The following is an 11,693-nucleotide window of genomic DNA, read 5'->3' on the forward strand; positions in this document are numbered from 1 at the left end:
GCTCACGCCGTGAACGCCGATTTGGGTCAGCGCTTCGGTGAAGGCCAGCGCCGCTTTTTCACGGGCGCTGAACAGCGGGGACTCGCGCCAGGCCGCCAGATGGTACAGGCGCAGCTCGCGCTCGCCGGCAATTTTCGCCTCTTTTGAGTGCATATCGAGACAGAACGTACAGCCGTTCAGCTGCGACACGCGAATGTCAATCAGGTGCTTCAGCGCCGGATCAATAGAGGTTTTCGCCACTTCCATGCTCAGGGCGGAAAGCGCGTTGGTGAGTGCAGGGGTGGCTTTGTGGTGGTTTACGCGAGTGCTCATTGTCTTTCCTCTTTTTTGTGCGGCATGTGTCATGCGATGAAGCAAATCTACGCCGTTCATGACATAGTAAAAAGATACAAAAAGCGTGAAATGAGGTAGGACATGAAGCCGGGCTATCACGAGATTTATTCCCGCTATCGCGACAACATCATGCGCGGCGTGCTGAAGCCGGGCGACAGGGTACCTGCCATCCGCCTGCTGGCGGAAGAGCTGAAGGTGGCGCGCAAAACCGTCGAGACGGCGTATGCCATTCTGACGGGCGAAGGGTATCTGGTGAGCCAGGGCGCGCGCGGGACGCGGGTGAATCCGGATCTTCTGCTGCCCGCGCAAAACGCCCCCACAGAACAAGCGACCGGCACGCTGCCGGCGTCGTTGATTAGCCAACGCGAACGAGCCGGTTTTCTGCGCCCCGGCATTCCCGCGCTCGACAGCTTCCCCTATAAAAAATGGCTGCTGCTGGCGGGCCAGGCGACGCGCGCCATGCGTCAGGATGAAATGCTCAACCCGCCCGTTCTGGGCTGGTATCCGCTGCGCGAGGCGATAGCCCGCTATCTCAATATCTCGCGCGGGTTATCCTGCACTGCGGAACAGGTAATGATCACCAGCGGCTACAGCGGCAGCCTGCGCCTGATCCTCGACACGCTCGCCAGCCGCAGCGATAAGGTGGTATTTGAGGATCCAGGCTACTTTATGGGCCAGCAGTTGCTCAAGCGCATTGTGCCCCGCCTGCACACCGTGCCGGTCGATCGCGCAGGGATGGATACGGACTACCTGCTGCGTAATCACCACGATGCCCGCTTCGCCATCGTTACTCCGTCGCACCAGAGCCCGCTGGCGGTGACGCTCTCCCTGCCGCGCAAGCAGCAGTTGCTCGACTGGGCGTCACAAAACGAGGCGTGGATTATCGAAGATGATTATGACGGCGAATTTCACTACACCCGCAAAGTGCTGCCGTCGCTGAAAAGCCTCGACCAGCACGACAGGGTGATCTTTATGGGCACCTTCAGCAAAACCATCATGCCATCGCTGCGCATGGGCTACGTGGTGATGCCCGCCAGCACCGTCGGGGCCTTTACCGACAGCGCGGACATCCTCACCAGCGGCCAGCCGGTGCTGACGCAAAAGATCCTCACCGCGTTTCTCAACGAAGGGCATTTTTTCCGTCATCTGAAAAAGATGCGCGCGCTCTATCAGACCCGCCGCGACTGGATGATTGCCGCCCTGCAGGAGGTATATGGCGATCTGTTTTTCACCGAGCAAAACGACGGCGGGATGCATATTGTCGCGTTCCTCGCAAAGGGAAGCGCTGACCGGGAGATCGCCCGCTGCTGGCAGGAACAGCAATTGCAGGTCAATGCGCTTTCGGCGTGGTATCACGGATCAGGAAAACGCTACGGGCTGGTGATGGGCTATAACAACGTGCGGTCGTATCAGGAGGCGCTGGATTTGCTGGAAAGGCCGAAACGGCAGACGCTAGAACTGTTGAGCTGAAAACCACCGGGTGGCGGCTGCGCCTTCCCCGGCCTACGGTCTCCTGTAGGCCCGGTAAGCGTAGCGCCACCAGGCAACCCTATGCTCACACATCATATCGCGATAACCCGACGTCCTTGAGCTGCTCGTCGCTCATCTGGCTCAGAATACGGCGGGTACGGTTGATGCGATACCAGTTACGCAGCGTTTTCGCTACCCAGACAAACGCGATAAACGGACGTTTTGAACGATTCTCGTAGAATTCCATGATGCTCTCCTCGCTGTGCCAGTGGGGTTATCATCCTGGAAATCGACCTGCGCAATACAGATGCAAAAACAACTTTTGTTTAACATACAGATCCGCTAAAACGGTATCTGCATGCCGTTTTTTGCGGCAATCTGTACTGGTTTAATAATCTGTATGGTGAAAATAAAGGATACAGCATGACGCGCTATCAACATCTGGCCAACCTCCTGGCGGAACGCATTGAACAAGGGCTGTATCGCAGCGGCGAACGTCTGCCGTCGGTACGCACGCTGAGCCAGGAGCACGGCGTGAGCATCAGCACCATACAGCAGGCCTACCAGATCCTCGAAAACCTCCAGCTGATCACGCCTCAGCCGCGCTCCGGCTATTTCGTCTCGAAACGCAAAGCCCAGCCGCCCGTCCCGGCGATGACCCGTCCGGTACAGCGCCCGGTGGACGTTACCCAGTGGGATGAGGTGATGATGCTGCTGGACGCCCGCGCCGACAAAGAGATGATCTCCTTTGGCGGCGGCTCGCCGGACATTAACCAGCCGAGCCTGAAGCCCCTGTGGCGCGAGATGAGCCGCATCGCGCAGCATAACCCCGGCGAGATGCTGAGCTATGACGTGCTCGACGGGCGCCTGGAGCTGCGCGAGCAAATCGCCCGCCTGATGCTGGACGGCGGCTCCACCGTCGCGGCAAACGAAATTGTCATTACCAACGGCTGCCACGGCGCGCTGTCGATCGCCCTGCTCTCGGTGTGCAAACCGGGGGATATCGTGGCGGTGGAATCGCCGTCGTTTCACGGCACCATGCAGATGCTGCGCGGCTTTGACATCAAGGCCATTGAAATTCCCACCGATCCTGAAACCGGGATCAGCATCGAAGCGTTGGAGCTGGCGCTGGAGCAGTGGCCGATCAAGGCGGTGATCCTGGTGCCAAACTGCAATAACCCGCTCGGGTTTATCATGCCGGAGGCGCGGAAGAAGCAGGTCTTAGCCCTGGCACAGCGGCACGATATCGTGATTGTTGAGGATGATATCTACGGCGAGCTGGCGGCGGAGTATCCGCGTCCGCGCACCATTCATTCTATGGATATTGATGGTCGCGTGCTGTTATGCAGTTCGTTTACCAAGACCGTGGCGCCGGGCCTGCGCGTCGGCTGGATTGTGCCGGGGCGCTATTACGATCGGGTGATGCACATGAAGTACGCCGCGGGCGGGTTTAACGTGCCGGGCACGCAGATGGCGGTGGCGGCGTTTATCCGCGACGGCCATTACCATCGCCACGTGCGGCGTATGCGCCAGATTTATCAGCAGAATATGGAGACCTACACCTGCTGGGTGCGGCAGTATTTTCCGGCAGAGATATGCGTCACCCGCCCGCAGGGCAGCTTCCTGCTGTGGGTTGAGCTGCCGGAGACGGTCGATATGGTGTGCGTCAGCAAGCAGCTGTGCCGGCTGAAGATCCAGGCCGCGGCCGGGTCGCTGTTTTCCGCCTCCGGGAAGTACCGCAACTGCCTGCGGATCAACGTAGCGCTGCCGCCGACAGACAAAAATCGCGAGGCATTAAAAAAGATGGGTGAAGCGATTGTGATTGCGATGGAGGAGTAGTGCGGCATTTTGCCCTCACCCCGCCCCTCTCCCACAGGGAGAGGGAGAAAACCGCTCCCGCCCCCCGGCAAAATCAACAACTCAGAACTTCCACGAAACGCTGCCCACAATGCTGCGTTCTGCACCGAAGTAGCAGTAAGAGAGAGAGTTACAGGCCGCGACGTAGCTTCTGTCCGTCAGGTTATTGACGTTCAACTGCGCGCTCACGCCCGTGAGCCCCACTTTCGACAGGTCATACCCTACGGTCATATCCACCAGCGTGTACGACGGAAGCGTATGGGTGTTCTGGCGATCGCTGGCGATCCCGTTGACATAGCGCACGCCGGAGCCGACGGTCAGGCCGTCCAACGGGCCGCTTTTGACGTCGTAGCTCAGCCAGGCGCTGGCCATGTTACGCGGGGCATAAACGGCGCGCTTGCCCTCCTCTTCCGGGCTGCTCTTCTTGTAGCGAATATCCGTGTAGGTGTACGCCGCCTGCATACGCAGGCTGTCGGTCAGCTGACCAATCGCCTCCAGCTCAACGCCTTCGGATTCGATTTCACCAATGGAACGGTACGGATCGGTCGGCTCCTCTTTGGTGGCAATGTTCTTCTGGTTGATGCGGAACACCGAGGCGCTGAACTGGCTGTTCATCCCCTCTGGCTCATACTTCACGCCCGCTTCCCACTGCTTGCCCTTCATCGGATCCAGGATATTGCCCTGCTCGTCGGCAAAGCTGGTCGGCGTAAAGGCGGTGGAGTAGCTGACGTACGGCGCAACGCCGTTATCAAACAGATACAGCAGCGCCGCGCGGCTGCTGAAGTTGTTTTTATCCAGATCGCTGCGGGTGTGGTTAAAGTTGTCGACGTTCGACACGCTCACCTGGTCGTAACGCCCGCCGAGCGTCAGGCGCCAGCGGTCAACGGACATCTGATCCTGTAGGTAGTAACCGGCCTGGCGAAGCTTATGCTTTTCCCTGCTGTACTGGGTGATGTAGTCCGGCTTCGCACCGTAAACAGGATGGAAAGCGTCAATCGGCGGGAAGCCGCCGTAGTAGCCGGTGACGTTGTTGGTGCGGTCCTGATAGTCCATGCCGATCAGCACGCGGTGGTTCACCTCCCCGGTGTCGAAGCTGCCGTCGACCTGGTTATCCAGGATGATGGCGTTCATCTTCTCGTCAGAGCCGGAATAGCCGCGATTCAGCTCGGTGTCATTCAGCCAGCCTGCGGCATACACCTGGTTCAGCTCGACTTTGGTGTGCAGGTAGCGCAGCTTCTGGCGCACAGACCAGCCGCTGTCAAACAGGTGCTCGATGTTATAGCCGACCATGTTTTCCCGACGATCGTACTTGTCGTAATCGTCCTCGCCCTCGAAGAAGGTGTTGGAGATTTTCTTACCGCTGTGCGGTACAACGGTGCCCTCATATGGCAGGCCGGAGTGGCTACCGCCTTCCGGATCGCGGTGCAGGTAGGCCATCAGATCCAGACGGGTGTTGTCGGTGAAACGCCAGGTCAGGCTCGGCATCAGGGCGTAACGCTCTTCTTTGAGCGGATCGAACTGGGAATCAGCATAGCGGGTCATCCCGCTGAGGCGCACCGCCACGCGGTCGTTATCATCAACCGGGCCGGTCACGTCGAACATCGCCCCACGCTGGTTATTGTTACCGGCGAAGAGCTTAATCTCCCCGCCAGGATCGAACGATGGCTTACGGGAGGTGAGCGCCACAATCCCGCCCGGCGATGAGCGGCCATAGAGCACGGAGGCCGGACCGCGCACGACTTCGATACTGTCCAGGAACCACGGGTCAACCACCAGCGAGCTGTGGGAATTGGTGTCGCCCATCATCTTCAGGCCGTCGAGGTAGACGTTGTCCAGACTGCCGTCCGAGAAGCCGCGCAGCACCATGTAGTCAAAGCGGTTTGACGCCCCGATCTGGTTGCTGTAGACCCCCGGCGTGTAGCTCACGGCCTGACGCACGCTGGTTGCGCCCTGCTCTTCGAACTGCTCGCGCGTGACGATAGAGACCGACTGCGGGGTTTCAATATCCGGTGTTTCAAGCTTGGTGGCCGCAGACTGCATCTGCGAGGTCACCACCACGGTGTCAGTTTTTTGGGCATCCTGCGCCAGTAAAGGAAAAGCGACGCTACCGGTAACCCATCCCACCAGCAGTGCCAGACGCGATTTAGCAAACATAACCCTCTCCAGAGATATTTCTTATTGTTAATAAGAATTATTACCTTTTTGAGAGTGCAAACGGCTATGCGTACAGCCAGGTTACGTATGCGCGATGCTAAACCGCACGGGATGCATTCGCGCGACAGGAGAAATTACGTTAGCGGAGTTTGCGCACGTCACCCGGTGAAATCCCGTAATGACGACGAAACGCGGTGGCGAAGTTGGTGGCATGCTGATACCCGCACATCCACGCCGCCTGCTGCACGCTGTGGCCTTCCAGCAGATAGCGGCGCGCCAGCGCAAGGCGACAGTTGCGGAGATAGTCGAAGAGGGTGCAGCCATAGCGCTGACGGAACTTGCTACGCAGGCTGCTTGGGCTCATTGCAGCCAGGGCTGCCAGCTGCGCGAGAGTATGCTCCCGTTCAGGAGACTGTTCCAGCAGGCTCCGCACGCGTTCAAGACGCGCATGCTCAGGGCGGCTTGGGCAAGGCTGCTGGCGCTGGTTGAGGCCATGGCCGAGCAGCTGATACATCAGCCCCTCAAGCAACAGCTTGCGTGAAAGCACGCTTACCCCCTGCCGCTGCGCATGCAGAATACCTGACATCACAAACTCGGGAACCTGCCAGACAAACGCGGGTGCATTCAGGCTTTGCCATTCCAGAAGCAATGACTCAAGCAAGGCTTCACGTCCGGCATCGTGCGGGTACACGCCAAACGAGAGCGTTTTCAGCGTGCTGTCGGCATCGTGACGCGCGCTCATTACCTGATCTTCACTCAGACGTGAGCTGAACGCCATGCCCGGGCGGACGGGATAATTGATACCATTGAGCGTGAGCGACACGCACCCTTCCAGCACCACCAGCATATAGAGCGGGCTGCTGTGGCGAGAGGTGGTTTCATAGGGCTGTAATACACGTACGTCGGAATGGGTCAGCGAAATGCCGGACGAGAGCATCATCTCTTCAACATTCCCCTGCAACACGGGGCTACCGCTGACCTGCGCCTCTTTTAACTGGGGGAAACGGTAGTCGATGCCATAGCGCTCGCCGAATACCTGAAAATCTTCAACAAAAAATATGCGTTTCGCTGATTTATTTTCACTCTGGAGCATCATTCGGGGCCTGCATCGGGAAAGGACAGGCAAAACAGTACCATCCATTTGCAATGGCAGCAATCACCGGGCGCAGACACTATTACGCTCCGGACGAAGCCGGAGCGAAGGCATATATTTCCTTGCGAGAGATATATTTATGCTTCCTGCCACTCAGCAAAAACCTCTTTATGGTTTTTGGTCAGGACAACTTTATTATCTTCGACTTTATCAACCCAGCCGAGAGGAATAAAATGGTGCTTGCCGCCCGATTCCGGATCGCTCTTCGCAAGCTTGATACGTTCACCATCAAGATGGTCCACAACCCCGACGTGCGTTCCGCAGCTGGCGACAACCTGAGTGTGATCCTTAATTGCGCTTTTATCTACCATAATTATTCTCCTGTTTCGGTTATTTGCCTGTTGCACGAAATTAACTGTAGCGCATAAATTAAGGCTTAAACGCCCTATTAGCATTTTGAAACATCATTGACAGAACCGAATATTCATTCTACTTAACGCCGAAATGAAAAAATAAGAATGAGATGAATTATTACCGACTGATTATTTCCCGTTCATAATTAACTTATCGCAACCAACGAGGAGGTATTTATGACGATTCGCAACAATCGGACAGAAATTTCGCTGGCTCTTGGTGAAGCGGTTTTAGACATCGTGCAAAAAGGCCATGAAGTATCGCGAGAAAATCTCGCCCAGGCGATGAAAATCAAAGCGGAGAAAGAGCGCGACGACGAGCGGCTTTTGAACTACTGGAAGGCGTGTAATATGCTGGTTTGAACGTAGCGGCGTTTAGGCTGACTAAACGCCGCCTGCTGTTACTCGTCGAAGTACCAGTACCCCTGGTTAATCAGCCCGGTGAGTTCGTCCACAAACGCCGGATTATTCAGCGCCTCGCCCAGCTCGGCCTGGCCGAGCTCGGTGTAGCGGCACAGCGCGTCTGCCCCGTTCACATCCGCCGTTTCCAGCTGTTCACTGTTGATAAAGAAGCTGCCGTTAACGTTCAGCACGCGCAGGCCGCTCAGGCGCGACAGCGTTTCGCCGCCCTGAAGCGCGTCCAGCACCTCTTCTGCGGAATACGGCGGCTCGGCGGCGGCAATATCCAGCTCGTGACGCGGCGTGGAGACGAAGCTGCCAAACCATTTCGTGAAATCATCCGGCTTGCTAATCATGTCGATCATCATCTCGCGAATGCGATCAAGCTCGTACTGCTCCACGCGGCCCGGGTGTTCGCGGCAGGCCAGATCCGGATCGCTGTAGTGTTCGCCGCCCAGATCGTTCTCCAGCGCATAGTCGGCAAAGCTGCTGATCAGATCGCGACCGTTCGGCCCGCGAAAACCGACAGAGTAGTTGAGCGCGGTTTCATGGGTGAAGCCGTCATGCGGGAATCCAGGCGGAATGTAGAGGATATCGCCCGGCGCCAGATCTTCGTCGATGATCGGCTCAAACGGATCGACATGTAGCAGAGCCGGATGCGGGCAGAACTGACGCATCGGCAGCTTGTCACCCACGCGCCAGCGGCGGCTGCCCATCCCCTGGATGATAAACACATCGTACTGATCGATATGCGGCCCAACGCCGCCGCCCGGGACAGAAAAGGAGATCATCAGGTCATCGAGACGCCAGTCCGGCAGGACGCGGAACGGACGCACCAGCTCTGCGGCGGGCATATGCCAGTGGTTCACCGCCTGCGCCAGCAGGGACCAGCCGGTTTCACCGAGGTTATCGAAATGCTCAAACGGGCCATTGCTCGCCTGCCACTTGCCGTTAGCGTGGCTTACCAGGCGGCTATCGACTTCCGGCTCCATCGCCAGACCCGCCAGTTCATCAGGGGTAATGGGGTCGACAAAATTCGGGAAGGCATTTTTCAGTACAACGGGTTGTTTTTGCCAGTATTTTTCAAGAAATTCCGGCCAGTTCAGGTTCAGTTGATACGCCATGGTTAGCACCAGTGAGAGGGTAAACAGGCGCGATTATAGGTAAGAAAGCAGAGGGGGAACTTGTCATGGGTCAATCGAGCGCGTGTAGGTCGGGTAAGGCGAAGCCGTCACCCGACGCACACGCAGGCTAAAACTTAATCCAGGTTCAGCTCGTCATAATGGGTGATCAGTTTGCCCACGATGCCGTAGTCCAGCGCTTCCGCCGGTGACATCCAGAAGTTACGGTCGGTGTCTTTCTTCACTTTCTCCAGCGGCTGGCCGGTGGCGTCGGCAATCAGCTTGTTCACGCGTTCCAGCATGCGGATGATCTCCCGCGCTTCGATCTCAATATCCGTTGCCTGACCGCGCACGCCGCCCAGCGGCTGGTGGATCATAAAGCGGGTATTTGGCAGCGAGTAGCGGTGCTCTTTTTTCGCCGCCAGGAAGATGGTGATCCCGGCGCTTGCCACCCAGCCGGTGCCAATAACGTGTACTTCCGGACGGATAAACTTAATGAAGTCGTGGATGGTATCGCCCGCTTCTACATGGCCGCCCTGGCTGTTGATGTACAGCTTGATCGGATCGTTACTGACGCTTTGCAGCAGGATCATCTGAGTGATGACTTTCTGGGCCAGCTCCTGGTTGATTTCACCGGAGATGACAATCGAACGGGATTCCAGCAGTTTTTGCTGTAGAGCGCCCGCGCCGTTTGTTCCTTCCGCTTTTTCTTTATCGTCACTGCTTTTCAGTGTGTAGTGCATCGTTATGTCCTCAGCTTGTCGCGCTCAAAATCAGAGTGTAGCCTGTTTTACCCGTCGGCGTCCTCACACAAAACATCGCGTGTCGTGCGCTGGCTCCGCCCCCGGAAAGGTCACTAAAAACAGCGCTCCACTCCTAACTAATTCGCCACATTTTTATTACACTTTCATATCATCTTCATATTGGTAAATGATAATAATAATTAATGTGTTAGTATGAATGAGGATAGCAAACAGTCGCTTACGTTCAAAAAGGCGCTATTTTATTGTCGATGATTTACTGATCACACACCGGGGCGGTGAATGGAACACATTGTTTATGTGGTTGATGACGATGACACAGTCAGACAGTCCGTTGTCAGGCTGCTGGAATCCGCGGATATGCACGCCCTTGGCTTTTCCTCAGCAGAAGCCTTTCTCAGCCATCCCTTTGAGGATCTGCCCTCCTGCGTGATCCTCGATATGCAGATGCCCACGATAACCGGATTTGATGTCGCAGATGCGCTGAAAGCCAGCGGGCGGGAAATACCGATCATCTTTCTCACCGGTCACGGCACCATCCCTATGTCCGTCCGGGCGATCAAAGGCGGAGCCTATGAATTTCTCACTAAGCCCGTTGAATCCAGCGCGCTCATCGGCTCCATCGAATCCGCGCTCAGACTGGCACAGCACAACGCCGCCCGCGTCAAAGAGCACTACGCCCTGAAGCAGCGCCACATGTCCCTCACGCCGCGCGAGCATGAGGTGCTTGAGCTGGCCATCAGCGGCAAGCTCAACAAGCAGATCGCCGCCGAGCTGGGCGTCAGTGAGATCACGGTGAAAGTGCACCGCCGCCGGGTAATGGAGAAAATGCAGGTCCGCTCCGTGGCCGAACTGGTCAGGGCCGTCGAGCGCCTGACCAAACATCAACCAGTGGAATAACCGTTACTCCTCCTGTCCGGCAAGCGGCAACGCGAAGGTAAATACCGTGCCGTACGGCTCTCTGCGGCGCGCGCTCAGTTTCCCCCGGTGCCGTTCAATGATGCTGGCGCTGATGGTCAGCCCCATCCCCATTCCCTGCGCTTTGGTCGAATAGAACGAGTCAAAGATCCGCTCGGTGAGCTCCGGCTCAATGCCGCTGCCGGTATCGGCGATCTCAAAGATCACCTTCCCCTCGCCGCAGTTCGCGGTGGAGATCGTGATGCTGCACGGGCGATCCGTCACTTCCGCCATCGCTTCCATCGCATTCATCACCAGGTTAAGCAGCACCTGCTGGATCTGCACGCTGTCGCCGATGATAAAGCTGTCGTCAGCGTTCAGAAGATAATCAACGCTTATGTGTCGCAGCTCAAGTTCGCTGCGTGAAAGCATAATGATGTGGTGGATCAGGAAGTGCAGATCAATACGCGTAAACGTGGGGTCCTGTTTGCGCGTCAGAGACTGAATGCTGCGAATGATCTCCCCTGCCCGCTCGCCTTCGGCGGCGATCTCCTCCAGCCCCTCGCGCACTTTGTCCAGCCGCGCCGGATCGCGGTTGAGCCAGCGCAGGCTCGCGCCGGCGTTCGAGACAATCGACATCAGCGGCTGGTTGATCTCGTGCGCGATCGAGGAGGTCAGTTGCCCGACGGTGGTGGCCCGTGAGACTCGCGCCAGATCCGCCTGCGCCACCCGCATCGCATCTTCCGCCGCCCGCTGGCTGGTGATGTCGGTAATGATGCCGTAATACTCATTCACTTCGCTGCCGACGCCGACCGGATCGCCAATCCCGAGGATGTAGCGAACGGAGCCGTCGGTGCGGATAATGCGAAACTCCGCGCGCATCGACAGCCCGTCGCGCACGCTCTGGTTAACGAGGGTGCTGATCCGGCCATAATCGTCCTCATGCACGAAGGTTAAAAACTCCGCCATTGAGATCATCTTTTGCTGCTCCGGCAGGCCAAGGATACGGGCGTACTCTTCAGACATAAACATCAGATCCTGCACCAGCTCCCAGCGCCAGCTGCCGGTATGGCTGATCTGCTCGCCCAGCATCAGTGAGGTCTGGCTGGCGCGCAGCTCTTTCTCCACCCGTCGGCGCTGGATGTTTTCCGCCAGCAGCTCGGCGTAAAGCCGCGCCGTCTCCAGCGAAACCGCC

At 57.5% G+C, this 11,693-nt stretch carries 12 protein-coding genes; 4 read left to right on the forward strand and 8 right to left on the reverse strand.

Annotation, left to right across the window (positions count from 1 at the left end; translation table 11 throughout):
• A partial coding sequence (locus DD606_RS22135; RefSeq protein WP_139158334.1) for a carboxymuconolactone decarboxylase family protein occupies positions 1-312 on the reverse strand: 312 nt, incomplete at its 3' end.
• A 102-nt stretch (positions 313-414) separates the two neighbouring features.
• Here DD606_RS22135 and DD606_RS22140 point away from each other — a divergent pair.
• The gene (locus DD606_RS22140; RefSeq protein ID WP_072139873.1) at positions 415-1,803 is read left to right on the forward strand and encodes a PLP-dependent aminotransferase family protein; all 1,389 of its coding nucleotides are present in this window, start codon (positions 415-417) and stop codon (positions 1,801-1,803) included.
• An 85-nt stretch (positions 1,804-1,888) separates the two neighbouring features.
• Here DD606_RS22140 and DD606_RS22145 read toward each other — a convergent pair whose 3' ends face one another.
• On the reverse strand, positions 1,889-2,050 hold the full coding sequence (locus DD606_RS22145; RefSeq protein WP_003863073.1) for a DUF1127 domain-containing protein: 162 nt from the start codon (positions 2,048-2,050) through the stop codon (positions 1,889-1,891).
• Positions 2,051-2,226: 176 nt separating this feature from the next.
• On the opposite strand from DD606_RS22145, the gene DD606_RS22150 reads away from it, so the two are divergent.
• Positions 2,227-3,642 (forward strand): PLP-dependent aminotransferase family protein, encoded by a 1,416-nt coding sequence (locus tag DD606_RS22150; RefSeq protein ID WP_003863072.1) that lies wholly within the window; start codon positions 2,227-2,229, stop codon positions 3,640-3,642.
• Positions 3,643-3,723: 81 nt separating this feature from the next.
• Here DD606_RS22150 and foxA read toward each other — a convergent pair whose 3' ends face one another.
• From foxA to DD606_RS22165, 3 genes are all read right to left on the reverse strand, one after another.
• Positions 3,724-5,832: a ferrioxamine B receptor FoxA gene (foxA, locus tag DD606_RS22155; RefSeq protein WP_129259138.1), complete on the reverse strand. Its 2,109-nt coding sequence runs from the start codon at positions 5,830-5,832 to the stop codon at positions 3,724-3,726.
• Between the two features lie 121 nt (positions 5,833-5,953).
• On the reverse strand, positions 5,954-6,910 hold the full coding sequence (locus DD606_RS22160; RefSeq protein ID WP_063401826.1) for a helix-turn-helix transcriptional regulator: 957 nt from the start codon (positions 6,908-6,910) through the stop codon (positions 5,954-5,956).
• Positions 6,911-7,044: 134 nt separating this feature from the next.
• Positions 7,045-7,278: a DUF2171 domain-containing protein gene (locus tag DD606_RS22165; protein WP_003863067.1), complete on the reverse strand. Its 234-nt coding sequence runs from the start codon at positions 7,276-7,278 to the stop codon at positions 7,045-7,047.
• 219 nt (positions 7,279-7,497) lie between these two features.
• Here DD606_RS22165 and DD606_RS22170 point away from each other — a divergent pair, with 219 nt between their 5' ends.
• Complete coding sequence (locus DD606_RS22170) at positions 7,498-7,683, forward strand: hypothetical protein (protein ID WP_010427252.1); 186 nt, start codon at positions 7,498-7,500, stop codon at positions 7,681-7,683.
• A gap of 38 nt (positions 7,684-7,721) precedes the next feature.
• Here the strand turns inward: DD606_RS22170 and DD606_RS22175 are convergent, their stop codons facing one another.
• Both DD606_RS22175 and DD606_RS22180 read right to left on the reverse strand, forming a co-directional pair.
• A complete protein-coding gene (locus DD606_RS22175) occupies positions 7,722-8,843 on the reverse strand; it encodes a cupin domain-containing protein (protein ID WP_129259140.1) in 1,122 nt (373 codons plus the stop codon).
• Between the two features lie 134 nt (positions 8,844-8,977).
• Positions 8,978-9,583: an ATP-dependent Clp protease proteolytic subunit gene (locus DD606_RS22180; protein WP_003863062.1), complete on the reverse strand. Its 606-nt coding sequence runs from the start codon at positions 9,581-9,583 to the stop codon at positions 8,978-8,980.
• Between the two features lie 300 nt (positions 9,584-9,883).
• Here DD606_RS22180 and DD606_RS22185 point away from each other — a divergent pair, with 300 nt between their 5' ends.
• Positions 9,884-10,501 (forward strand): response regulator transcription factor, encoded by a 618-nt coding sequence (locus tag DD606_RS22185; RefSeq protein ID WP_003863061.1) that lies wholly within the window; start codon positions 9,884-9,886, stop codon positions 10,499-10,501.
• Positions 10,502-10,504: 3 nt separating this feature from the next.
• On the opposite strand, the gene DD606_RS22190 is transcribed toward DD606_RS22185, so the two are convergent.
• A partial coding sequence (locus DD606_RS22190) for a sensor histidine kinase (protein WP_139158335.1) occupies positions 10,505-11,693 on the reverse strand: 1,189 nt, incomplete at its 5' end.

It is taken from the genome of Enterobacter cloacae complex sp. GF14B (assembly GCF_004136805.1).
GTDB lineage: Bacteria > Pseudomonadota > Gammaproteobacteria > Enterobacterales > Enterobacteriaceae > Enterobacter > Enterobacter hormaechei_C.

Coding starts and splice junctions, on each gene's coding strand:
- DD606_RS22140 (WP_072139873.1), top strand. CDS start 415: ATGAAGCCGGGCTATCACGAGATTTATTCCCGCTATCGCGACAACATC.
- DD606_RS22145 (WP_003863073.1), bottom strand. CDS start 2,050: ATGGAATTCTACGAGAATCGTTCAAAACGTCCGTTTATCGCGTTTGTC.
- DD606_RS22150 (WP_003863072.1), top strand. CDS start 2,227: ATGACGCGCTATCAACATCTGGCCAACCTCCTGGCGGAACGCATTGAA.
- DD606_RS22160 (WP_063401826.1), bottom strand. CDS start 6,910: ATGATGCTCCAGAGTGAAAATAAATCAGCGAAACGCATATTTTTTGTT.
- DD606_RS22165 (WP_003863067.1), bottom strand. CDS start 7,278: ATGGTAGATAAAAGCGCAATTAAGGATCACACTCAGGTTGTCGCCAGC.
- DD606_RS22170 (WP_010427252.1), top strand. CDS start 7,498: ATGACGATTCGCAACAATCGGACAGAAATTTCGCTGGCTCTTGGTGAA.
- DD606_RS22175 (WP_129259140.1), bottom strand. CDS start 8,843: ATGGCGTATCAACTGAACCTGAACTGGCCGGAATTTCTTGAAAAATAC.
- DD606_RS22180 (WP_003863062.1), bottom strand. CDS start 9,583: ATGCACTACACACTGAAAAGCAGTGACGATAAAGAAAAAGCGGAAGGA.
- DD606_RS22185 (WP_003863061.1), top strand. CDS start 9,884: ATGGAACACATTGTTTATGTGGTTGATGACGATGACACAGTCAGACAG.